Source organism: Saccharopolyspora griseoalba (genome assembly GCF_042665275.1).
Taxonomy (GTDB): Bacteria; Actinomycetota; Actinomycetes; order Mycobacteriales; family Pseudonocardiaceae; genus Saccharopolyspora; species Saccharopolyspora griseoalba.
This window is the reverse complement of sequence record NZ_JBHTCJ010000018.1, coordinates 46,270-67,895: the sequence shown is the minus strand read 5'-3', so window position 1 is coordinate 67,895 and position 21,626 is coordinate 46,270. Positions and strand designations below refer to the sequence as shown.

The 21,626-nt window shown below is 72.7% G+C and carries 22 protein-coding genes; 8 read left to right on the top strand and 14 right to left on the bottom strand.

Annotation, left to right across the window (positions count from 1 at the left end; all coding sequences use genetic code 11):
* Positions 1–28: 28 nt before the first annotated feature.
* Complete coding sequence (locus ACFQRI_RS25065; RefSeq protein ID WP_380672717.1) at positions 29–1,204, bottom strand: S8 family peptidase; 1,176 nt, start codon at positions 1,202–1,204, stop codon at positions 29–31.
* Positions 1,205–1,482: 278 nt separating this feature from the next.
* A complete protein-coding gene (locus ACFQRI_RS25060; protein ID WP_380672715.1) occupies positions 1,483–1,893 on the bottom strand; it encodes a PRC-barrel domain-containing protein in 411 nt (136 codons plus the stop codon).
* A 192-nt stretch (positions 1,894–2,085) separates the two neighbouring features.
* On the opposite strand from ACFQRI_RS25060, the gene ACFQRI_RS25055 reads away from it, so the two are divergent.
* Positions 2,086–2,661 (top strand): type VII secretion system-associated protein, encoded by a 576-nt coding sequence (locus ACFQRI_RS25055; RefSeq protein WP_380672713.1) that lies wholly within the window; start codon positions 2,086–2,088, stop codon positions 2,659–2,661.
* Between the two features lie 84 nt (positions 2,662–2,745).
* Complete coding sequence (locus ACFQRI_RS25050; RefSeq protein ID WP_380672711.1) at positions 2,746–4,584, top strand: glycoside hydrolase family 15 protein; 1,839 nt, start codon at positions 2,746–2,748, stop codon at positions 4,582–4,584.
* Between the two features lie 21 nt (positions 4,585–4,605).
* On the opposite strand, the gene ACFQRI_RS25045 is transcribed toward ACFQRI_RS25050, so the two are convergent.
* From ACFQRI_RS25045 to purS, 4 genes are all read right to left on the bottom strand, one after another.
* Entirely contained in the window at positions 4,606–6,771 is a 2,166-nt protein-coding gene (locus ACFQRI_RS25045) for a putative bifunctional diguanylate cyclase/phosphodiesterase (RefSeq protein WP_380672709.1), read from the bottom strand.
* 507 nt (positions 6,772–7,278) lie between these two features.
* Positions 7,279–9,561 (bottom strand): phosphoribosylformylglycinamidine synthase subunit PurL, encoded by a 2,283-nt coding sequence (purL, locus tag ACFQRI_RS25040; RefSeq protein WP_380672707.1) that lies wholly within the window; start codon positions 9,559–9,561, stop codon positions 7,279–7,281.
* Positions 9,558–10,235: a phosphoribosylformylglycinamidine synthase subunit PurQ gene (purQ, locus tag ACFQRI_RS25035; protein WP_380672705.1), complete on the bottom strand. Its 678-nt coding sequence runs from the start codon at positions 10,233–10,235 to the stop codon at positions 9,558–9,560. Before purQ ends, purL begins: the two co-directional genes overlap by 4 nt.
* Entirely contained in the window at positions 10,232–10,471 is a 240-nt protein-coding gene (gene purS / locus ACFQRI_RS25030; protein ID WP_380672703.1) for a phosphoribosylformylglycinamidine synthase subunit PurS, read from the bottom strand. Before purS ends, purQ begins: the two co-directional genes overlap by 4 nt.
* A 248-nt stretch (positions 10,472–10,719) precedes the next feature.
* On the opposite strand from purS, the gene ACFQRI_RS25025 reads away from it, so the two are divergent.
* Both ACFQRI_RS25025 and ACFQRI_RS25020 read left to right on the top strand, forming a co-directional pair.
* Positions 10,720–10,917, top strand: a complete 198-nt coding sequence (locus ACFQRI_RS25025; protein ID WP_380672701.1) for a hypothetical protein — start codon at positions 10,720–10,722, stop codon at positions 10,915–10,917.
* A gap of 88 nt (positions 10,918–11,005) precedes the next feature.
* On the top strand, positions 11,006–11,641 hold the full coding sequence (locus ACFQRI_RS25020; RefSeq protein ID WP_380672699.1) for an MBL fold metallo-hydrolase: 636 nt from the start codon (positions 11,006–11,008) through the stop codon (positions 11,639–11,641).
* 16 nt (positions 11,642–11,657) lie between these two features.
* On the opposite strand, the gene ACFQRI_RS25015 is transcribed toward ACFQRI_RS25020, so the two are convergent.
* Together ACFQRI_RS25015 and ACFQRI_RS25010 are read right to left on the bottom strand one after the other, a co-directional pair.
* Entirely contained in the window at positions 11,658–12,395 is a 738-nt protein-coding gene (locus tag ACFQRI_RS25015; RefSeq protein ID WP_380672697.1) for a DUF2334 domain-containing protein, read from the bottom strand.
* 174 nt (positions 12,396–12,569) lie between these two features.
* Positions 12,570–13,454, bottom strand: coding sequence for a phosphoribosylaminoimidazolesuccinocarboxamide synthase (locus ACFQRI_RS25010; RefSeq protein WP_380672695.1), 885 nt, complete (start codon positions 13,452–13,454; stop codon positions 12,570–12,572).
* Positions 13,455–13,530: 76 nt separating this feature from the next.
* Here ACFQRI_RS25010 and ACFQRI_RS25005 point away from each other — a divergent pair, with 76 nt between their 5' ends.
* A complete protein-coding gene (locus tag ACFQRI_RS25005; RefSeq protein WP_380672693.1) occupies positions 13,531–14,190 on the top strand; it encodes a TenA family protein in 660 nt (219 codons plus the stop codon).
* An 81-nt stretch (positions 14,191–14,271) separates the two neighbouring features.
* Here the strand turns inward: ACFQRI_RS25005 and purB are convergent, their stop codons facing one another.
* Together purB and ACFQRI_RS24995 are read right to left on the bottom strand one after the other, a co-directional pair.
* Positions 14,272–15,705: an adenylosuccinate lyase gene (gene purB, locus ACFQRI_RS25000; protein WP_380672692.1), complete on the bottom strand. Its 1,434-nt coding sequence runs from the start codon at positions 15,703–15,705 to the stop codon at positions 14,272–14,274.
* 115 nt (positions 15,706–15,820) lie between these two features.
* Complete coding sequence (locus tag ACFQRI_RS24995) at positions 15,821–17,047, bottom strand: threonine synthase (protein WP_380672690.1); 1,227 nt, start codon at positions 17,045–17,047, stop codon at positions 15,821–15,823.
* A 161-nt stretch (positions 17,048–17,208) separates the two neighbouring features.
* Here ACFQRI_RS24995 and ACFQRI_RS24990 point away from each other — a divergent pair, with 161 nt between their 5' ends.
* Complete coding sequence (locus tag ACFQRI_RS24990) at positions 17,209–17,472, top strand: hypothetical protein (RefSeq protein WP_380672688.1); 264 nt, start codon at positions 17,209–17,211, stop codon at positions 17,470–17,472.
* A gap of 46 nt (positions 17,473–17,518) precedes the next feature.
* Here ACFQRI_RS24990 and ACFQRI_RS24985 read toward each other — a convergent pair whose 3' ends face one another.
* From ACFQRI_RS24985 to ACFQRI_RS24975, 3 genes are all read right to left on the bottom strand, one after another.
* On the bottom strand, positions 17,519–18,103 hold the full coding sequence (locus ACFQRI_RS24985; RefSeq protein ID WP_380672686.1) for a TetR/AcrR family transcriptional regulator: 585 nt from the start codon (positions 18,101–18,103) through the stop codon (positions 17,519–17,521).
* Positions 18,104–18,206: 103 nt separating this feature from the next.
* The gene (locus ACFQRI_RS24980) at positions 18,207–18,863 is read right to left on the bottom strand and encodes a hypothetical protein (RefSeq protein WP_380672684.1); all 657 of its coding nucleotides are present in this window, start codon (positions 18,861–18,863) and stop codon (positions 18,207–18,209) included.
* Positions 18,864–18,875: 12 nt separating this feature from the next.
* Positions 18,876–19,391, bottom strand: a complete 516-nt coding sequence (locus ACFQRI_RS24975) for a SigE family RNA polymerase sigma factor (protein WP_380672682.1) — start codon at positions 19,389–19,391, stop codon at positions 18,876–18,878.
* Positions 19,392–19,563: 172 nt separating this feature from the next.
* On the opposite strand from ACFQRI_RS24975, the gene ACFQRI_RS24970 reads away from it, so the two are divergent.
* Positions 19,564–20,586 (top strand): threonine aldolase family protein, encoded by a 1,023-nt coding sequence (locus ACFQRI_RS24970; protein ID WP_380672680.1) that lies wholly within the window; start codon positions 19,564–19,566, stop codon positions 20,584–20,586.
* Between the two features lie 128 nt (positions 20,587–20,714).
* The gene (locus ACFQRI_RS24965) at positions 20,715–21,296 is read left to right on the top strand and encodes an HAD family hydrolase (RefSeq protein WP_380672678.1); all 582 of its coding nucleotides are present in this window, start codon (positions 20,715–20,717) and stop codon (positions 21,294–21,296) included.
* Between the two features lie 38 nt (positions 21,297–21,334).
* On the opposite strand, the gene ACFQRI_RS24960 is transcribed toward ACFQRI_RS24965, so the two are convergent.
* Positions 21,335–21,499: a hypothetical protein gene (locus ACFQRI_RS24960; protein WP_380672676.1), complete on the bottom strand. Its 165-nt coding sequence runs from the start codon at positions 21,497–21,499 to the stop codon at positions 21,335–21,337.
* Positions 21,500–21,626 lie beyond the last annotated feature (127 nt).

Here is a 21,626-nt window from a genome sequence, read left to right as displayed (position 1 = left end):
CCCGCGATCACGATTCCCGATCAGTCGATCAGAGGTCGCCGATCTGCAGCAGGTCGGCGATGGTGCCCTGCGGCGCGTTGGTGATCACGCCGGTGGACGCCTGGCCCTGCAGCGCGGAGATCACGTCCGCCGGGGCGGCGTCCGGGTTGGCGGCCAGGTGCAGCGCGCCGACGCCGGCCACGTGCGGGCTGGCCATCGAGGTGCCGCTCATCGCCTCGCTGCCACCGCCGGGAACGGTGGAGACGATGTCCACGCCGGGCGCGTAGCCCTCGACGGTCTCGCCGAAGTTGGTGAACGAGGCCGACCCGTCGTTCTGGTCCGACGCGGCCGTGGTGAACACGCCCTCGGCGCTGGCCGGGGAGACGTTGGCCGCGTCCTGGCCCTCGTTGCCCGCGGCCACGGCGAGGAAGACGCCGCTGTTGACCAGGCTGGTCGCGGCCTCGTCGATGGCCGGGTCCTTCGGACCGCCCAGCGACATGTTGGCCACCGACGGGCCCTGGTGGTTCTGCGCGACCCAGTCGATGCCGCCGACGACCTGCTCGGTGGTGCCGCTGCCCTGGTCGTCGAGCACGCGGACGCCGACCAGGTTCGCCTGCTTGGCGACGCCGTAGGTCTTGGAGCCGATGGTGCCCGCGACGTGGGTGCCGTGACCGTGCTTGTCGATGCCGTCGCCACCGGTGGCGTCGAAGCCGACCTTCGCGCGGCCCTCGAAGTCCGGGTGCGACGGGTCGATGCCGGTGTCGATGACGTACGCGGTCACGCCCTGACCGGTGCCCGCGGGCGAGTAGCTGTCGTCCAGCGGCAGCTGCGGCTGGTCCAGCCGGTCCAGCCCCCACGAACCGGCGGCCGACGGCTTGGCGCCCGGCTCGACCTCGACGTGGTAGGTCTGCGAGACGTTCTCGACCTTGTCGCTCTCGCGGACCGATTCGAGCTGGTCGGCGTTCAGCTTCGCGGAGAAGCCGTTGATCGAGGCGGTGTAGGTGTGCCGGGCCTGCACGCCCAGCTCCTCGGCGACGCCCTTCGGGGCGATGCCGTCCTTGAGGTTGACGATGTAGACGTCCTGCGTCCCCGCGGTGGACGCACCCTCCGGGTGCATGGCCAGCGGGGCCAGGTTCTCCTGCGGTTGCGCGCCGGCGGGAGCTCCGGCGAGCACGAGCGCGGCTGCGGCGACCCCTGCCCCGGTGCCGAAGAGCAGCTTCCTCATGCGTTCCCCTCCTTCAACGGTTCCGCTCGGGTGGGGCCGAGCGGAGATTCCGGAGCGGAACGTAACCAGTGAGCCCACTCTTCTGGGCGACGTTGGCGATTTTGCGCCAACCAATCGGACATCGGGGTGAACGCGTTCCCAATTAACCCCGAGCTACCGGTAATGAGCAGCTAAAACAGGGGGTCGCGCAAGCCCCCGGCCGGACCCCGCGGAACCAGTTTTCCCAGACCTGGCGGGGCTCGGAGACAGTAACGGAACGTGCTTGGGCGGACTACGACCTATCGGGTGGCGGCGACCCAGCGCCGCAACCGCAGCCGCACCGATTCGACGTACTCGGACTCGTCGGCACCATCGGCGGGGCCGTCCGCCGCGCCGTGCGTCATGCCGTAGTAGCGGTAGAGCGCGCGCTCGCCCTCCAGCGGCAGGTCGCCCTGCTCGAGATCGATCCGCGGCGCCTGGCGCACCGCGTCCTTGCCGACCGCGACGGTCAGCGTGTCGCCGTCGAAGGCGGCGCCGTCCAGCGGGACGAAGCTCTCGTTGGTGCCGAACAGTCCTGTTTGGACGGTTATCCAGGCCGGTTGGTCGGTGTCGTCGTCGAGGAACAGCTGACCGACCATTCCCACCCGATGCCCCGCCGGGTCGAACACCTCGCACCCGAACATCCGCAACGCTTCCCGCTGACCGATCATCGGTGCTCCCCTCCCCGACGGTCGAAGCTCCAGTCTCCCCCGGACTCGCCGAAAACGGCACCTCGGAAAGTGGGTGCGTGTCGCGCAGTTCACCGCCGGATCGGCCCGGTCGGCGATCCGTGGGATCCTCTCCGGACGCGCCCGGCCGGACGGCCGCGCGCCCGCGACGAAAGCAGACGGAGCCCGAACCGCATGGCACAGCCCGACCCCGCCCCGCCGATCACCGAGCAGATGCGCGAGCACGCCCGGCAGAACCCGAACAGCTGGCTCTACATCGCCGATCCGGGTTATGCGGCCGAGGACGGCGACGTCCCCCCGGAGGGCATCGTGGGCGCCTACCGCATCGACGCCGACGGCGAGATCGACGAGGACTTCCAGCGCAACGACCAGTACGTGCCCTCGGAGATGACGGCGAACCCGCTCGAACCGACCAACCAGCTGGAGCGGGTGCTCGTCGAGATCGCCGCGGGCCAGCGCGCCGAGGACGACCTGCCGCCCGCGGTCCTCGACGCCGAGCTGCTGCTCTACGCCCCCGAGGAGGACGACCGGATGGTCTACTCCGCGGAGATGTCCGACGGCAGCAGGCTGGTGCCCGCGTGCACCTCGGAGCAGCGGGTGCCGGAGGACTGGCCGGGCTTCCGCCGCGTGCCGGGCAACTGGCTGCCCGACGTCCTGGACGGGCTGGACCTGGGGCTCAACCTCCACGAGGCGATCCAGGCGGTCATCCCGAACGCGGTGCTCGCCCGAACCGCCCGAGACCGGGGCTGATCGCTACCGGTCCGTTTCGCGAACCCGCCCCGAACGGCTCCCGGCACTGGGCGGCGGGCGGCCGCGGAGCCTAGGGTCGGCCCCGTGGCGAGCAAGATCGAGGACTACGCGCTGCTGTCCGATCTGCGGACGGCCGCACTGGTCGGCCGGGACGGGTCGATCGACTGGTTGTGCCTGCCCCGGTTCGACTCGGCCTCCTGCTTCTCCCGGCTGCTGGGCGACGGCGAGGACGGGCACTGGAAGATCGCCCCGGCCGGCGCGCACGAGGTGCGCCGCCGGTACCGGGACGGGTCGATGGTGCTGGAGACCGACTTCCACACCGAGCACGGCGTGCTGCGGCTGACCGATTTCATGCCGCCGCACGAGATCAACCAGGACGACCAGCCGTGCGTGGTGCGCGTCGCCGAGTGCCTCAAGGGCGAGGTCGAGCTGGAGATGCGCTGGGTGGTGCGGTTCGCCTACGCCGACTCGGTGCCGTGGGTGCGCCGGGTGCGCGCCGACGAGCCGGTGCTCGACGAGTTCATCCTGGCCATCGCCGGTCCGCACACCATCGTGCTGCGCGGCGACGAGCTGCCGCACCGCAGCCCGAACGAGCGGGCGCACGAGCTGACCGCCCACCTGTCGGCCGGGCAGCGGATGTCCTGGGTCATGCAGTGGGCCAGCGACCCCGACGACCTGCCCCGGCCGATGGCCCCGCTGCAGGAGCTGCGGGAGTGCGAGGACTACTGGCTGGACTGGTCCGGCAAGATCGACTACGAGGGCCCGCACGCGCCCGCGGTCCGCCGCTCGCTGACCACGCTCAAGGCGCTGATCTACTCGCCCACCGGCGGGATCGTCGCCGCGCCCACCACCTCGCTGCCCGAGGCGATCCCGGGCGACCGCAACTGGGACTACCGGTACTGCTGGCTGCGCGACGCCACCCTCGTGCTGCTCGCGCTGGACGACTTCGGCTGCACCTCGGAGGCCGTGGCCTGGCGCCGCTGGCTGCTGCGCGCGGTGGCCGGGGACCCCGCCGACCTGCAGATCATGTACGGCGTGGGCGGCGAGCGTCACCTGGTCGAGTGGGAGGTCGACTGGCTGGCCGGGTACCGGGACAACGGCCCGGTGCGCGTCGGCAACGCCGCCTACCGGCAGACCCAGCTCGACGTCTACGGGGAGGTGATGGACGCCCTGCACCTGGCCAGGGAGCGCGGGCTGCCGGAGAGCGAGGACTCCTGGGCGCTGCAGCGCGGGATGCTGCGCCACCTGGAGCGGATCTGGCAGCAGCCCGACCGCGGGCTCTGGGAGGTGCGCGGCCCGGACCGGCACTTCACCCACTCCCGGGTGATGGTCTGGGTGGCCTTCGACCGCGCGGTGCGCGCCGCCGAGGAGGACGGCCTGCCCGGTCCGGTGGAGCGCTGGCGCGAGCTGCGCGAGGCGGTGCACGCGGAGGTCCTGGAGCACGCCTGGAACCCGGAGATCGGCGCGTTCACCCAGTTCTACGGCGGCGAGGCGCTGGACGCGGCCACCCTGCTGCTGCCCGCGGTCGGCTTCCTGCCCGGCGAGGACGAGCGGGTGCGCAGCACCGTCGAGGTGATCGAGCGCGAGCTGCAGCGCGGGGTCCTGGTGGACCGCTACAGCACGAGCGAGTCGACGCACTCGGTCGACGGCCTCGCCGGCCGCGAGGGGGCGTTCCTGGCCTGCTCGTTCTGGATGGTCGACGCGCTGGCCTACGCCGGGCGCCGGGACGAGGCGGAGCGGATGTTCGCCGAGCTGGTCGAGCTGGCCAACGACGTGGGCCTGCTCGCCGAGGAGTACGACGCCGAGCTCGGGAGCTTCACCGGCAACTTCCCGCAGGCCTTCAGCCACCTCGCCCTGGTCAACTCGGCCGCGGTGCTCTACGGCGGCAGGACCAGGGAGCAGAAGTCGCGACGCGGCCGATGACCGCCCTCCGGTTTCCCGGACTCAGTCGAGGTGCTGGGCGATGTAGTCGGTGGCGGCTTCCGGGCTCCCGGGGCGGGCGTAGAGGTAGCCCTGACCGGTCTCGCAGCCGAGCTCGGCGACGCGGCGCGCCTGGGCGTGGGTCTCCACGCCCTCGGCGGTGACGGTCAGCCCGAGGGTGTGCGCGAGGTCGACCAGCGTGCGGACGATCCGGGAGTCCACCGGGTCGGCCTGGTCGGGATCCCGCAGCCCCTCCATGAACGAGCCGGCCACCTTGAGCTCGTGCACCGGAAGGTGCCGCAGGTAGGCGAGGTTGGAGTACCCGGTGCCGAAGTCGTCGATGGCGATGCGCACGCCCATCCGCCACAGCGCGCGCAGCGCGGCCAGCGGTTCGTCCGCGGTGTCCATGATCGCGCTCTCGGTGAGCTCCAGCTGCAGCCGGTGCGGTTCCAGACCCGTCTCCGCCAGGATCGCGGCCACGTCGGAGACCAGGTTCGGGTCCCGGGACTGGCGCACCGCCAGGTTCACGCTGACGAACGGGGCCGCGTCGCCGAACCGGTCCTGCCACCGCCGGGCCTGCTGGCAGGCGCGGCGCAGCACCCACCGGCCCAGCGGAACGATCAGCCCGGTCTCCTCGGCCAGCCCGATGAACTTGTCCGGCCCGAGCCTGCCGAGCTCGGGGTGCCACCAGCGCACCAGCGCCTCGGCACCGACCACCCGGTCGTCCCGCAGCCCGATCAGAGGCTGGTAGTCCACGTAGAACTCGTCGTGCTCCAGCGCGGCGGCCATGCCCGCCGACAGGTGCATCCGGGCAACCTCGGAGGCGTTGCGCTCCGGGTCGAACAGCGCCCAGTGCCCCTTGCCGCCCGCCTTGGCCCAGTACAGCGTCACGTCGGCGTCGCGCATGAGCTCCGCCGCGGTCTGGCCGGCGACCGGCCGCTCGACGATGCCGACGCTGGCTCCGACGGTCAGCTCGTGCCCGTCGACCCGGACCGGGTCGGACATCGCGGCCAGCACCTTGTCCGCGACCTCGACGGCCTGCTCGGTGCCCTGCGAGTGCTCCAGCAGGATGACGAACTCGTCGCCGCCCATCCGGGCGACGAGCCGGTCGTCGCCGTGCACGACGGCGGCCAGCCGCTCGGCGACCGCGGCCAGCAGGCCGTCGCCCACGTGGTGCCCGAGGCTGTCGTTGATGACCTTGAACCCGTCGAGGTCCATGTAGCACAGCGCGATCCGCTCGTCGGGGCACTGCCGCTCCAGCACGGCGGAGAGCCGCTCCAGGAACAGCGCCCGGTTGGGCAGCGTGGTCAGCGGATCGTGCATCGCCTGGTGGCGGAGGCGCTCCTGCAGCTCGCGGCGGTCGGTGACGTCCTCGATCAGCGCCACCTGGTACAGCGGCCTGCCGTCCTCGTCGCGGATCAGCGAGACGAACAGCTCGGTCCACACGGTCTGACCGCTGGGCTGCAGGTACTGCTTCTCCACCCGGAAGTGGTCGCGCTCGCCGCGGATCAGCTCCTCGTAGAGCTGCCAGGTCGAGTCCGGGTCGTCCGGGTGCATCATGTCGCCGACCTGCATCCGCCGGAGCTCCTCGGCGGGTCGGCCCATGATCCGGCTCAGCGACTCGTTGACCTCCAGGATCCGGCCGCCCATGTCGCCGATGCCGATGCCGATGGCCGCTTCCGCGAAGATCGCGCGGAACCGGGCCTCGCTGGTGCGCAGGGCCTGCTCGGCGGCGTCCCTGGCGTCCAGCACGGCCTGCCGGATCGCCTCCTGCTCGTCGAGGGTGCGCTTGCGGGAGGCCTGCACGAACCCGGAGCACAGCGCGCCCTGCAGGGCGGCCACCCGGCCGCGCCACACCGGATCGTCGGCCAGGTGCAGCACGTCGAGGATCTCGTCGCCGATCATCTCGACGGTGCGGGCGAGGGATTCGGCGCTGGTGAAGTGCACGCCCACCAGGTCCACGCCGACCGAGCGGGCGGGGGAGGCGTCGAAGGGCTCGCCGAGGAGCGCGTCGACGAGGCGGTCGGTGTACCCGCAGAGCTTGCCCTCGACCTCGGCGCTGGTCATCGGGACGTAACTGGTGCCCATCAGGGCCTGCGCCCACACCGCGGCGAAGCGCCGGCGGTCTGCTTGGCTCACCTCGGCGGTCACCGCGTGCGCGCTGGACACCGGCGCGGTCCAGCCAGTCATGCCAGAGCGCCCTCCACTCGTCTGTCGCACTAGTACGTCGTTCGCCAGGGGCCGTCGACTCGGAGCATACGACCGGATGACTCCTTCGGTCGAACATCAACTGCGGCACCCGGAGGAATGTTCAGCGAACCGTGACGGCCGACGGGGTTACCCGCACCGGGAGCGCGCTACCGTCCGCGCTCCCGAAACGCCCCCGCGGATGCTGGACGCCCACCCCTCCCCCAGAGGTTGCGCGATCTCGCGAATCGGCGCGATACCGCTTTCACCAGCGAAAGCGACCGATCGTTCGATCCGCTCAGAAGTTAACACGGCAACGCCACGTACCGGTCAAATGCGACCACCCTTTCGGGGTAAATCGGGTCGTTATTCAGCACACAACGCGATCGAGTTCGGTGGATGGGCCCCAAATTCGCGTCCCCGAGAGCGGGTGCGCGTCCCACCAGAGCACCCGCGGACGCGAAAGGGCGCCGCCGACCGGTCGGTCGACGGCGCCCCGGGATCCTCGGTTCAGCCGAACAGCGCGGGCAGGGTGCCTTCCCAGGCCTCCCCGAGCTCGGCCAGCGGGATCTCGGCGACGTCCTGGATGTCCAGGGCGTCCGAGCCCGCGTCGGCCACGCCGACCTTGGCCCACGGCAGACCGCGAGCGCTGCACATGTCGGTGAACCGCAGCTCCTCGCTGCGCGGCACCGCCACCAGCACGCGACCGGCCGACTCGGAGAACAGCGCCACGAACGGGTCCGCGCCCTCGGGCAGCACGACGCGGGCGCCGCACTCGCCGATCAGGGCCGTCTCCACCAGCGCCTGCGCCAGGCCGCCCTCGGAGAGGTCGTGCGCGGCGGAGATCATGCCGTCGCGCGAACCGGCCAGGATCACCTCGGCCAGCAGCTTCTCCCGGGCCAGGTCCACCTGCGGCGGCGTGCCGCCGAGGTGGTCGTGCACCACGCGGGACCACTCCGAGCCGCCGAACTCCTCGCGGGTCTCGCCCAGCAGGATCAGCGTCTCGCCCTCCTCGCCGCCGATGCCGGTGGGGATGCGGCGGGTGACGTCGTCGATGGTGCCCAGCACGCCCACGACCGGGGTCGGCAGGATCGCCTGGCTGCCGGTCTGGTTGTAGAAGCTGACGTTGCCGCCGGTGACCGGGATGCCCAGCTCGGCGCACCCGTCGGCCAGGCCGCGCACCGCCTGCTGGAACTGCCACATCACGCCCGGGTCCTCCGGCGAGCCGAAGTTCAGGCAGTTGGTGACCGCCATCGGCGAGGCGCCCGTGGTGGCCACGTTGCGGTAGGCCTCGGCCAGCGCCAGCTGCGCACCGGTGTAGGGGTCCAGCCTGGCGTAGCGGGCGTTGCAGTCGGTGGAGACCGCGATGCCGCGCCCGGTCTCCTCGTCGATGCGCAGCACGCCGCCGTCGGAGGGCTGGGCCAGCACGGTGTTGCCCCGCACGTAGCGGTCGTACTGGTCGGTCACCCAGGCGCGGGAGGCCAGGTTCGGCGAGGCCGCCATCTTCAGCACGGTCTCCCGCAGCTCGTCCGGGGTGGACGGGCGGGGCAGGGTGTTCGCGTTGTCCGCGGCCACCAGGTCCTGCTCGGCGGGCCGCTCGACCGGCCGCTCGTAGACCGGGCCGTGGTGGGCCACGGTGCGCGGCGGCACGTCGACGACCAGCTCGTCGGACCAGTAGATCTCCAGGTTGTCGCCGTCGGTGACCTCACCGATCACGCTGGCCTCGACGTCCCACTTGCGGCAGACCCGCATGAAGTCGTCGACCTTGGACGGCTCCACCACGGCGCACATCCGCTCCTGCGACTCGCTGGAGAGGATCTCCGCGGCGTTCATGCCGGTGGCGCGCAGCGGCACCCGGTCCAGGTTCACCCGCATGCCGCCGTCGCCGGCCGCGGCCAGCTCGGAGGTGGCGCAGGACAGGCCCGCTCCGCCCAGGTCCTGGATGCCCACGACCAGGCCGGAGTGGTACAGGTCCAGGCAGCACTCGATGAGCACCTTCTCGGCGAACGGGTCGCCGACCTGGACGCTGGGCAGCTTCTTGCGCCCCGCGCCGGACTCCTCGCCGTCGAAGGTCTCCGAGGCCAGCACGGACACGCCGCCGATGCCGTCCAGACCGGTGCGGGCGCCGAACAGGATGATCTTGTTCCCGGCGCCGGAGGCGTGCGCGAGGTGCAGGTCGTCGGCCTTCATCACGCCCACGCACATCGCGTTGACCAGCGGGTTGCCCGCGTAGGTCTCGTCGAAGACGACCTCGCCGCCGATGTTCGGCAGGCCCAGGCAGTTGCCGTAGCTGCCCACGCCTTCCACCACGCCGGGCAGCACCCGCTTGGTGTCCGGAGCGTCGGCCGGGCCGAAGCGCAGCGGGTCGGCGACCGCGACCGGGCGGGCGCCCATGGCCATGATGTCGCGGACGATGCCGCCGACACCGGTGGCCGCGCCCTGGTGCGGCTCGACGTAGGACGGGTGGTTGTGGCTCTCCAGCTTGAAGGTCACCGCCCAGCCGTCGCCGATGTCGACCACACCGGCGTTCTCGCCGATGCCCGCCAGCATCTTGGACTGCATCTCCTCGGTGGTGGTCTCCCCGAAGTACTTCAGGTGCACCTTGGAGGACTTGTAGGAGCAGTGCTCGCTCCACATCACCGAGTACATGGCCAGCTCGGCCTCGGTGGGCCTGCGCCCCAGGATCTCCCGGATGCGCTGGTACTCGTCGTCCTTGAGCCCGAGCTCGGCGTAGGGCTGGTCGAGCTCCGGCGTGGACTTCGCCGTCTCGACGCTGTCGATCTTGTCGGTCACGCTGCCACCAGTGCATCCAGAGCGGACAGGAACATGCCGAGGCCGTCGTCGGTGGGCCCGGTCAGCGGGTCGATCGCGTGCTCCGGGTGCGGCATCATGCCCGCGACCCGGCCCTTCGCGTCGGTGATGCCCGCGATGTCGCGCTGCGACCCGTTCGGGTTCTCGCCCGCGTAGCGGAACAGCACGCGGCCCTCGCCCTCCAGCTCGTCGAGGACCGCCGCGTCGGCCATGTAGTTGCCCTCGCCGTGCTTGATCGGGATGAGCAGCTCGGCCCCGGCGTCGTAGCGGGTGGTCCAGGCGCTGGTGTTGTTCTCCACCTTCAGCCACTGGTCCCGGCACACGTAGTGCAGCCCGGCGTTGCGGGTCAGCACGCCCGGCAGCAGGCCGGACTCGCACAGGATCTGGAAGCCGTTGCACACGCCGAGCACCGGCATGCCCTTGCCCGCGGCCGTGATGACCTCGGTCATCACCGGGGCGAACTTGGCGATCGCGCCGCAGCGCAGGTAGTCGCCGTAGGAGAAGCCGCCCGGGACGATCACCGCGTCCACGCCCTTGAGGTCGTGGTCGGCGTGCCAGAGGGCGACCGCCTCGCCGCCGGACCGCCGCACGGCGCGCGCGGCGTCGACGTCGTCGAGGGTTCCGGGGAAGGTGATGATTCCGATCTTGGCGCTCATGCGTCCACCCGGCGCACGGCGAAGTCCTCGATCACGGGGTTGGCCAGCAGGGTCTCGGCGATGCGTTCGAGCGTCGCGTCGTCGACGTCGTCGCCGACCTCCAACTCGAACCGCTTCCCCTGGCGGACTTCGGTGATGCCGTCGAACCCGAGTCGAGGCAGGGCGTTGGCCACCGCCTGACCCTGCGGGTCGAGGATCTCCTGCTTCGGCATGACGTCGACTACGACTCGGGCCACGGGCGCTGCTCCCGGATTCCGTGCAGATCCGCCGGTCCCCGGCGGATGGCCAGCAGTACCCGCGAAGCGTAACTGAGCTGCGCGTTCGTCCTCCGCGGCAGGGGCCGCAGGTGCGGTGTGGCTCACCCACGATTCAGTGACGCCGGTCACCCACAGCGCAGGGGTGCGGACCTCCCGACCCCCGGAGCGTCTCGCGGAGCGCGGGAGGGCGGCAGCGCCCAACACCGCGGAACTGCGGGGATTTCGACATGCGCAGCTCCACCGACGCGCTCGCCGGCGCCGCCATCGCCGGGCTGGCCCTGACCGGCATCGCCGCACCGGCCGCCGTCGCCACCGCACCGGCTCCGGCCACCATCGCCGACGTGCCGCCCGGGCAGTACGAGATCCGCGCCAGGATCGGGGGCGGCACCCCGCAGCCGATCGCGACCGCGGTCCGGTTGAGCTGACCGGGGAACCAGGAGGGGTGGCGCGGGCCCGCCGCCGCTCGGGTTCGGTGGCAGGGTGGTCGGGGACGCTCATCAGGGAGGGACCGCCGTGCAGATCACCCACTTCGGACATTCGTGCGTGCTGCTGGAGACCGGATCGGCCAGGCTGCTGCTCGATCCCGGCGGCTTCGCCAGCGGTTTCGAGGACGTGCGCGACCTCGACGCCGTGCTGATCACCCACCAGCACTTCGACCACCTCGACCTGGACCGGCTGCCCGCGCTGCTGGAGAACAACCCCGGCGCGCAGCTGGTCGTCGATCCCGGCTCGGCCGCCGACGTGGCCGAGCGGGGGCTGACCGCGACCACGGCCAACCCCGGCGACGCCCTCGAGCTGGGCGGCGCGGCGGTCAACGTGGTCGGCGGGGCGCACGAGGTCATCCACCCGGACATCCCGGTGGTCGACAACCTCGGCTACGTCGTCGAGCACGGCGCCTTCTACCACCCCGGCGACTCGTTCTACGTGCCCGACCAGCAGATCGACGTGCTCGGCCTGCCCACCGGGGCGCCGTGGCTCAAGCTCTCCGAGGCCGTCGACTTCCTGCGCGCGGTCTCGCCCCGCGCGGCGGTGCCGATCCACGAAGCGGTGCTGTCCGTGCCCCAGCTGCACTACCGGATGTTCGACCAGCTCAAGCCGCGGGACACCGCGGTCGAGGTGCTCACCCCGGGGTCGCCCGCTTCGGTCTAGGAGCCGCAGCGCTCGGTCAGTGCGCCTCCGGGGGGATCCGGGGCGCCGGGATCCGCTCCGGGCGAGGACGGGCGAAGGCGGCGTAGGTCGCCGGTTCGGCGCCGTTGTCCCTGGCCAGGTCGATGGCGTCCAGGATCGCCCTGCGCGCGGCCGGCTTGGCCAGCAGCTCGGCGTCGACCGCCAGGCGGACCGCCCGGCCGCGGCGAGCGGCGCGCCCGGCCCCGGTGACCAGGGCCCGGCACCACCAGGGCTCGGCGACCTCGCCGGGGCCCAGCACCCGGATCCGGGAGCGGTGCACCTCGCCGGTGCTCAGCTCGCGCACCGCCATCGCGTCGGCGCACACCGCGAAGCCGCGGCGCTGCGCGGCCTGCACCGTTCCCGGCGAGGCCAGCCAGCGCGGCGGCACGAAGGTCTCGGCGCGCAACCCTGCCTGCTCCAGCACCGCCGAGGCCGCGACCAGGCGCAGCCCGGCTTCGTGCGCGGGCAGCCCGGAGGCGGGCGCCAGCCGCGAGCGGAGGCCGGGCGAGTGGCGCACGAAGCCGTGCAGGCTCACCGAGTCCCGTCCGCTCAGCCGGTCGGCGACCCAGCTCAGCACCGGCGAGCGCCGGGCGCGCTCGTCGAGGTCGCCGGCGCGCGGCGCGATCAGCAGCGAGAGCGGGACGCCGCGGCCGTCCAGCTCGGCCGCGAAGTCCGCGCAGCGGTCCAGGACCGGGTTCCGCAGACCGGACAACGAGACCACCAGCGGAGTGCTCACGTCGCCTCATTGGGACTGATCAGGATGACCGACACCTGACCGCCAGGTGTCCCGCGAACGCAATCCGGTCGAATCTCCACGCCCCAACCCTCCGGAACCCGGAGGATCAGCGCATCCCGGACACGCCGCCCCGTGCCCCGATGTGGTGGGTGGCGGCCCGGCCGACCTGCCCGCTCAGCCGGGCCAGGCGGCGAAGTCGCGGCCGGTGATGCGCTCGTAGGCCTCGACGTAGCGGTCCCGGGTGGCCCGCACGATCTCGTCCGGCAACGCGGGCGGCGGGGCGTCGGAAGCGCGGTCCCAGCCGGACTCCGGCGAGGTCAGCCAGTTGCGGACGAACTGCTTGTCGAAGCTCGGCTGCACCTCGCCCTCCCGGTGCTGGTCGGCGGGCCAGTAGCGCGAGGAGTCCGGGGTGAGCACCTCGTCGGCCAGCACCAGCGAACCGTCCGAGCCCAGGCCGAACTCGAACTTGGTGTCGGCCAGGATCACGCCGCGCTCGCGGGCGTGCTCGGCCGCGCGGGCGTAGATCCGCAGCGTGAGGTCGCGCAGCTCGGCGGCCCGCTCCTGCCCCTCCTGGGCGGCCACGGCCTCGAAGCTCACGTTCTCGTCGTGCTCGCCGATGGCGGCCTTGGTGGCCGGGGTGAAGATCGGCTCGGGCAGGCGGGAGGCCTCGACCAGGCCGTCCGGCAGCGCCACCCCGCAGACCGCGCCGGTGCGCTGGTAGTCCAGCAGCCCGGAACCGGTCAGGTAGCCGCGCGCGACGCACTCGACCTGCACCATCTCCAGCCGCTTCACCAGCAGCGCGCGACCCCGGACCTCGTCGGGGATGCGCGGGTCGTCGTGCGCGACCAGGTGGTTGGGCAGCAGGTCCGCCAGCAGCTCGAACCAGAACACGCTCATCGCGGTGAGCACGCGCCCCTTGTCCGGGATGGGCGTGTCCAGCACGTGGTCGTAGGCCGAGATGCGGTCGGACGCCACCAGCAGCAGGTGTTCGTCGTCCACGGCGTGCAGCTGGCGGACCTTGCCTGCCGCGATCTGGGGGTAATCCGAGAGTGCAACCACGTGCCGGATTCTCTCCCACCGCCGATCGGGCGGGCGCACGTGGTGGGATGGGGCCGCCCGTCGAGGAGGAGGACACGTGGCAGCGACACCCCCGGATAGCTTCAGCGATCAGCTCCGCGAGCGGAGCGAACCCGACTGGACCGCCGTCGTGCGGCACCCGTTCACCGACGCCCTGTTCGACGGGTCGATCCCCGACGAGCGGATGCGCTCCTACCTGGTGCAGGACTACCAGTTCGTGGACGACTTCCTGGCGCTGCTCGGCGCCGCCGTGGCCGGGGCCGACCGCTACGCGTCGCGTCTGGCGCTGGCGGGCAGCATCGCGGTGGTCACCAGCGAGGAGAACACCTACTTCCAGCGGTCCTTCGACGCGCTGGGAGTCGCCGAGGCCGACCGGGTCGACCCGGTGCTGGACCCGGCGACGGTCGCCTTCCGCGACCTGATGCGCGAGACGCGGGACGGCGGCAGCTACGCCGAGATCCTCACCGTGCTCACCGTGGCCGAGTGGACCTACCTGGACTGGGCCAAGCGCGCCCCGTCGAAGCCGGGGAGCTTCGTGCACGCCGAGTGGATCGAGCTGCACGCCAACCCCGACTTCGAGGAGTGGGTCGGTTGGCTGCGCGCCGAGCTCGACCGCGTCGGGGCGGACCTCGACGAGCAGGAGCGGGCCCGCTGCCTGCGCCTGTTCCAGCGGGCCACCAGGTGCGAGGTCGACTTCTTCGACGCCCACTGGGGCTGAGGGCCGCTCCGGCACCTCGCCCGGCGGGGCCCGCAGCGGAACCCGAGGTGGTCCTCCCGCTCCGGGCCCCGACCGGCGGCGTCAGAGGATGTCGCTGGGCGCGTAGGCCGCGGCCTCCGGGTAGCGGGCGGCGACCTCCTCCACCGCGGCGACCACGTCGCCGACCTGCGCGGACGCCGCGCCGGTGAAGGCCAGCCGGTCGGCCAGCAGCTCGTCGAGCTGCGCGCGGGTCAGCGGGAGCCGCTCGTCGGCGGCCAGCCGGTCCAGCAGGTCGTTGCGCTCGATGCCCTTCTCCCGCATGTCCAGCGCGACGGCGACCGCGTTCTCCTTGATCGCCTCGTGCGCGACCTCGCGGCCCACGCCCGCGCGCACCGCGGCCATCAGCACCTTGGTGGTGGCCAGGAACGGCAGGTAGCGGTCCAGCTCCTTGTCCACGACCGCCGGGAAGGCGCCGAACTCGTCGAGCACGGTCAGGAAGGTCTCCAGCAGCCCGTCGAAGGCGAAGAACGCGTCCGGCAGCGCCACCCGGCGGACCACCGAGCAGGACACGTCGCCCTCGTTCCACTGGTCGCCGGCCAGCTCGCCGCTCATCGACAGGTAGCCGCGCAGCACCACCGCCAGGCCGTTGACCCGCTCGCACGACCGGGTGTTCATCTTGTGCGGCATGGCGCTGGAGCCGACCTGGCCGGGTTTGAAGCCCTCGGTGACCAGCTCGTGCCCGGCCATCAGCCGGATCGTCTTGGCCACGCTGGACGGGGCGGCGGCCAGCTGGGACAGCAGGCCGAGCACCTCGAAGTCCAGCGAGCGCGGGTAGACCTGGCCGACGCTGGTCAGCGTCCTGCCGAAGCCGAGGTGACCGGCCACCCGGCGCTCCAGCTCGGCGAGCTGGCCGGTGTCGCCGCCAAGCAGGTCCAGCATGTCCTGCCCGGTGCCGACCGGGCCCTTGATGCCCCGCAGCGGGTAGCGGGTGATCAGCTCCTCCAGGCGCTGGAAGGCGACCAGCAGCTCGTCGGCTGCGGTCGCGAAGCGCTTGCCCAGCGTGGTGGCCTGCGCCGCGACGTTGTGCGAGCGGCCGGCCATCACCAGCTCGGAGTTCTCCCCGGCGAGCTTGCCCAGCCGCACCAGCACCGCCACGGTGCGGTCGCGGACGTGCTCCAGGCTGCGGCGGACCTGCAGCTGCTCGACGTTCTCGGTCAGGTCGCGCGAGGTCATGCCCTTGTGGATCTGCTCGTGCCCGGCCAGCGCGTTGAACTCCTCGATGCGGGCCTTCACGTCGTGCCGGGTGACCCGCTCGCGCGCGGCGATGGAGTCGAGGTCGACCTGCTCCAGCACCCGCTCGTAGTCGGCCAGGGCCTGCTCGGGGACCTCGATGCCGAGGTCCGCCTGGGCGCGCAGCACGGCCAGCCACAACCGCCGCTCCAGGACGATCTTGTGCTGCGGCGACCACAGCTCGACCAGCTCGGGGGAGGCGTACCGACCGGCGAGAACATTCGGGATGCTGGGCTTGTCACTCACGGCCCCAGGATACGGGGGCCGGTCGGCGCGCCCGCTCCAGGAGCGGCCCGGGAACCGGGCTCGGGCGAGGCGGCGCCGATGGCGGGCCTCAGCACCCGCACCCCCGGTGCCGCGGTCAGAGCCCGTCCCGCCAGGCGGGCGAGTCGGCGGGCAAGCGCGGCGGGTCCGCCGGAGCGAAGTCCGGGTACTTCTGGCCCGCTCCGGTGTTGAACAGCACGACCCGGTCGGCACCGCTGACCTCGCCCGAAGCGCGCAGCCGGTGCAGCGCGGCGAGCGTCGCCGCCCCTTCCGGGGCCGGGTGGACGCCCTCGACCCGGGCCATCTCGCCGGTCGCCGCCCGCATCTCGTCCTCGGTGACCGACAGCGCGGTCCCGCCGGAGGCGCGCACCGCGTCCAGGATCATGTAGTCGCCGACGGCCGCGGGCACCCGCAGCCCGCTGGCGCCGGTGGCCGCGTCCGGCCAGCGCTGCGCGTGCCGCTGGCCCTCGTCGTGCGCGCGCACGATCGGCGCGCAGCCCGCGGCCTGCACCACGACCATCCGCGGCCGCTCCGCGCCGATCCAGCCGAGCTCGGTCATCTCGGCGAAGGCCTTCCACATGCCGACCAACCCGGTGCCGCCGCCGGTCGGGTAGATCACCACGTCCGGCAGCTCCCAGCCCAGCTGCTCGGCGAGCTCGTAGCCGAGGGTCTTCTTGCCCTCCACCCGGTAGGGCTCCTTGAGCGTGGACAGGTCGAACCAGCCGCGCCCCGCGGCGCTGGTGGCCACCAGCCGGCCCGCGTCGTCGATCAGCCCCTCGACCAGCCAGGTGTCGGCCCCCGCGAGCACGGCCTCGACCTGGTTGATCCGCGGGCAGTCCTCGGGCATCACCACGCCGGCGGTCATCCCCGCCCGCGCCGCGTAGGCCGCCAGGGCGCCGCCCGCGTTGCCCGCCGACGGCGCGGCCACCGCGGTCGCGCCCAGCTCGCGCGCCCGGGAGACCGCCGCGGACATGCCGCGCGCCTTGAAGCTGCCGGTCGGGTTCTGCCCCTCGTCCTTGATCCGCAGGTCGGCGACGTCCAGCGCGGCGCCCAGCCGGGGCGCCGTCAGCAGCGGGGTGAACCCCTCGCCGAGGCTGATCACGTGCTCGGCGTCGCGAACCGGCAGCACCTCCCGGTACCGCCACATCGAGGGCTCGCGAGCGGCGAGGTCGGCGGGCTCCAGGCGGACCCGCGCGAGGTCGTAGCGGGGGTGCAGCACCTTCTGGCAGTCCGGGCACAGCCGGTGCAGCTCCTCGGCGTCGTGGGTTCGCCCGCAGTGGGTGCATTCCAGGTGGGACAGCGCGCTGCCGGTCGGGTTGGCCATGATCGCATCGTCGGTCCCCGCACCGGCCCGGTCCAGCCCGCGGGCGGGGCGCAGCGCGTCCGGCGAAAGAATTAATCCTCCGCCGGATTCTGGACTGCGATCGGCGATTTCCATACCGTTGGTCTTCACGCTCGGCTTTTCTCGCCGCAGGGGGATGCGCGATGGGCACCGAGATGTCCCACGAAGAACTGCAGGACCTGTTCTGGATCGTCGGGGCCGGCCAGACGGTCCGGCACGCCACGACACGCCGACCGGGAGCCGTTTACGCTGGTCAGAGGATCCAAGCGTTGTGCGACGGGCAGATGAAGGTGCCGCAGCCGACGCCGCTGGGACGGGAACCGCTGACCAAGTCGATCACCGGTAAATGCGCGGATTGCGAGCGAAAGGCGCAGGGCCGTTTCGCGGAAACGAACTGGGACTTCTAGCGAACGAGAAATCGCCGCCCGTTCGCCTGGCGACCACCCGCGCGTTCTAGCGCAACTGCGCGGTCAGCATTCGGCGCGCCGCCGAGCGCGGATCCGGGTCGGATTCGATCAGCGCGTTGACCACCGCGCCGTCGACCAGGGCGATCAGCTCCAGCAGCCGCTCCCTGCCCACCCGCATCCCGCTGCGCTCGAAGATCTCGGCCAGCAGCTCCTGCAGCTCGGCGGACATCTGGCGCATCAGCGGAGCGAGGTAGGGGCGCCGCGGCGAGCCCACCAGGCGCTCGTAGCGCAGCAGCACCGGCTCCGCGCCGCCATCCCGGGACGCCACGCCCAGCAGCAGGTCCAGCAGCAGCTCGATGACCGCGTCGGTGCTCCTCGGCTGCTCGGCGAGCTCGTCCAGGCGCGCGCGCCCGGCGGCGAGCTCCTGCCTGCCGTCGTGCTCCACGGCCGCGCTGATCAGGTCGTCCAGCGAGGAGAAGTAGTAGGTGGTGGAGGCCAGCGGCAGCCCGGCGCGCTCGGCCACCGCCCGGTGGCGCACCGCCTCGAAGCCGCCCTCGGACAGCAGCTCCGCGGCGGCGGCGACCAGCGCCTGCCGCCTGCGCTCGCCCTTGGGAGTACTGGCCGCCGTCATGCCGACAGATCCTAAGCGCCCGAGCCCGCCGAGACGGCCCGGGCGTCGTGCTGCCGCCTCGCGCGAGAGCCCCCGGCGCCCGGTGGTCCCGCGCGACGAGGCATCAGAACTTCGCCGCCAGGTCGCCCGCGAGGGGCGCGACGCGGGCACCGAAGGGCGGGGCGGGCGAGGAGGGCGCCGGGTCGCTGACCACGACGACGACCTTGCCGCTGCGCGCCTTGCGCACCGACTGCTGCGCGCCGTCGGGCAATCGCACATCACCCGGCGCGGCCTGCTGCGGGGAGACCGCGCCGACCGGGCTGACCAGCACGGTCACCTGGCCGGCAGCCCGTCCGTCGTGCAGCTCGAAGGCGGCCGCCCTGGCCCCCGCCGGGCAGCTCGCGGGCGCGCTGGGCCTGCTGCCCGCGGCGGCGGGCAGCTCCGCGGTGACCGCCCGGATCAGCTGCGCGTCCGGCGCGCAGCCCGCGGAGCGCTCCTGGAGCACGGTCGGTCCGCCGTCGGCGCGCGGCGCCGGGGCGGCGGGCTGCTGCGCGGGCGGCGGGCTGGCCACGTGGTCCCCGGACGGCGCGATCAGCTGGGACCCGACGCCGACACCTCCCGCCAGCACCGCGGCGGCCGCGACGGTGCCGCCGAGCGCGACCCGCCTGCGGCGCACCGCGACCTCGCGCGACCGCCGGGCCACGTCGTTCTCGTCGAACGTCGCGGGCGGAACCGTTCGCACGGTGTCACGGAACAGCTCCTCGAGCTTGCGCTCGTCCACCACGCACCCCCTTCACGCGGACCTCAGGTCCCCGAGCTCGTCGCCCATCGCCTCCCGCAGCGCCGCCAGCCCGCGCGCGGACTGGCTCTTGACGGTCCCCTCGCTGCACTTCATGACCGCGGCCACCCCCGCCACGTCCAGCCCTTCGAGGAACCGCAGCACCAGCACGGCGCGCTGCTTCGGCGGCACCTGCTGCAAGCCCTCCAGGAGCGCCTGCCTGGTCGCCACCGAGTCGTCCATGTCCGGCGCGTCCGCCGGGGAGTCGGGCAGGGTCTCGGCGGCCTTCTCCCGTCTCCAGGGCCGCCGGGACTCGTCGATCACCGCGCGGGTCAGCGTGCGGCGGACGTAGGCGTCCAGGGCGCCCTTGTCCCGCACCTTCCGCCAGTGCCGGTGCAGCGCGATGAACGCGGTCTGGGCGAGATCGTCCGCGCGGTGCCAGTCACCGCACATCATGTACGCCATCCGACGCACCGCCTCCCGCCGAGCCACGAAGTACTCCGCGAACTCCTGCTCCTCGCGCTGGTCCACGCGGAACTCTCCGCTCGTTCGTCGCCTGCACTCGATAGGACGGGATCTCCGGGGTCTTCCGTTGCACGCCCGGTTCCAGCCCCCAATCCTCCCCGTGATTGATACCTCACTCACCCCCGGTGGCTCGAAGGCCCATTGCCCTACCCCCGTACGGGTGTGATGTGATCTGTTCGTGACCAATTCGGCACCCATCGATCTCCGCTCCGACACGGTGACCCGCCCCGACGACCGGATGCGGGCGGCGATGGCCGCCGCCGAGGTCGGCGACGACGTGCTCGACCGCGATCCGACGATGCGGGCGCTGGAGGAGCGCGTCGCCGACCTGCTGGGCACGGCCTCCGCGCTGTGGGTGCCCAGCGGCACGATGGGCAACCTGATCGCGCTGATGCTGCACCTCCAGCGGGGCGATCGGTTCCTCGCACCGCACGGCGCGCACGTGCTCAACCACGAGCTCGGCTCGGCCGCCTGGCTCGCGGGCGGCATGCCCGACCCGCTCGACTGGGACGCGGGCCCCGGGCGCCCCACCGCGGAGGCGGTGCGCGCGCAGGCGCGGATCACCACCGCCTACGACGCGCTGCACACCACGCTGCTGTGCCTGGAGAACACGCACAACGGAGCGGGCGGCGCGATCGTGCCCCCGCACGAGCACGCGCAGCTGGCCGCGGCCGCGAAGGAGCTCGGGCTGAAGGTTCACCTGGACGGAGCACGGCTGTGGAACGCCTCGGCCGCGCTGGGCGTGCCGCCGAAGGCGCTGACCGTCGGGGTGGACAGCGTGCAGGTCTGCCTGAGCAAGGGCCTCGGCGCGCCGGTCGGCTCGGTGCTGGCGGGCGAGGCCGAGTTCATCACCGCAGGTCGACGCGTGCGCAAGATGCTCGGCGGCGGGGTCCGGCAGGGCGGCGTGGTGGCCGCGGCCGGGCTGGCCGCGCTGGACCGGATCGACTCGCTCGGCGAGGATCACGACAACGCCCGGTTGCTGGCCGACGGCCTCGCCGAGCGGGGCTGGCAGGTCGCGACGCCGCAGACGAACATGCTCCTGGCGGCGGTTCCGGACGTGCAGCTGACGCTGCAGCGCCTGACCTCGGTCGGGGTCCTGGCGGTGCCGATGAGCGGCCAGGTGCGGTTCGTGCTGCACCGGGACGTCAGCGAGGCCGACGTGGAGGAGGCCCTGCGCCGGATCGGGCAGGCCGGCATCTAGGGCGTGCCTCGAGGTCGTTCCGCGCGGCGGAGCGGGCGGGAGGGCCTCGGGCGGTGCGAGCTGCTCGCCCGCTCGCGGAAGGAGGAGGTGGCTCCGCCACCTCGACGCACAGACCCCGGGAGGTGCGCGTGGTCCGCTGGGTGGTTTTCGACTACGGCGAGGTGATCAGCCTGCGGACTCCGGAGCTGCCCTCCCTGGCCGCGCTGCTGGAGACCGGTGAGGCCGACTTCGAGCGCGCCTACTGGGCCGAGCGGGATCGCTACGACTCGGGAGCCTCGGACGTCGAGTACTGGCGGGCGGTCGCCGCGCGGCTCGGCAAGACGGCCGACGACGCGCTGGTCGCGCGGCTGACCGCGCTGGACGTGGCGGGCTGGCTGAACACCGACCCGGCGGCGCTGGAGCTGGTCGAGGAGCTGCACCGGCGGGACGTGCCGCTGGCCATGCTGTCGAACGCCTCCTCGACCTTCGGCCGCGCGGTGGAGCGCAAGTCCTGGGCGCGGCGGTTCAAGCACCTGCTGTTCTCCGGCGACCTGGGCGTGGCCAAGCCGGACCCGCGGATCTACCGGGTCCTCACCGAGACGCTCCGCGCCGCCCCCGAGGAATGCGCGTTCTTCGACGACCGCCAGGACAACGTCGACGCCGCCCGCCGAGCCGGCCTGGTCGCCCACCGCTGGAGCGGCGCCGACGCGGCGCGGCGCAGCTTGGCCTGAGCCACCCGGGCGGCGAGCTCAGGCCGAGCTGCCGCGCCTCACGGCTTGATCTGCTTGCGGTCCTTGGCCCAACCGACCGCCGCGGTGGCGACGAAGAGAACCCCGCCGATCACGGCCAGCCAGAACAGCCCCTTGATCACCCAACCGGCCACCGACAGCACGAGCCACACCGCCAGCAGCCCGCCGATCACCTTCCACCACATCGCAACCGCCTAAGAACGCCGGACCTGTGCTTCCAGCGTGCCACGCCGACGGGCGAGAACGGCCGCTCGACGGCGGGGACCGGGGAAAACTCGGGGTTCCCCGAGGAGCCCCCGCTCGGCAGCATCG

Excerpts from the sequence above, each read along its gene's own strand:
- ACFQRI_RS25060 (WP_380672715.1), bottom strand. The coding sequence starts at position 1,893 with ATGATCGGTCAGCGGGAAGCGTTGCGGATGTTCGGGTGCGAGGTGTTC.
- ACFQRI_RS25045 (WP_380672709.1), bottom strand. The coding sequence starts at position 6,771 with ATGACTGGCTGGACCGCGCCGGTGTCCAGCGCGCACGCGGTGACCGCC.
- ACFQRI_RS24995 (WP_380672690.1), bottom strand. The coding sequence starts at position 17,047 with ATGGCCAACCCGACCGGCAGCGCGCTGTCCCACCTGGAATGCACCCAC.
- purQ (WP_380672705.1), bottom strand. The coding sequence starts at position 10,235 with ATGAGCGCCAAGATCGGAATCATCACCTTCCCCGGAACCCTCGACGAC.
- ACFQRI_RS24990 (WP_380672688.1), top strand. The coding sequence starts at position 17,209 with ATGGGCACCGAGATGTCCCACGAAGAACTGCAGGACCTGTTCTGGATC.
- ACFQRI_RS25055 (WP_380672713.1), top strand. The coding sequence starts at position 2,086 with ATGGCACAGCCCGACCCCGCCCCGCCGATCACCGAGCAGATGCGCGAG.
- ACFQRI_RS25025 (WP_380672701.1), top strand. The coding sequence starts at position 10,720 with ATGCGCAGCTCCACCGACGCGCTCGCCGGCGCCGCCATCGCCGGGCTG.
- ACFQRI_RS24985 (WP_380672686.1), bottom strand. The coding sequence starts at position 18,103 with ATGACGGCGGCCAGTACTCCCAAGGGCGAGCGCAGGCGGCAGGCGCTG.
- ACFQRI_RS24960 (WP_380672676.1), bottom strand. The coding sequence starts at position 21,499 with ATGTGGTGGAAGGTGATCGGCGGGCTGCTGGCGGTGTGGCTCGTGCTG.
- ACFQRI_RS25065 (WP_380672717.1), bottom strand. The coding sequence starts at position 1,204 with ATGAGGAAGCTGCTCTTCGGCACCGGGGCAGGGGTCGCCGCAGCCGCG.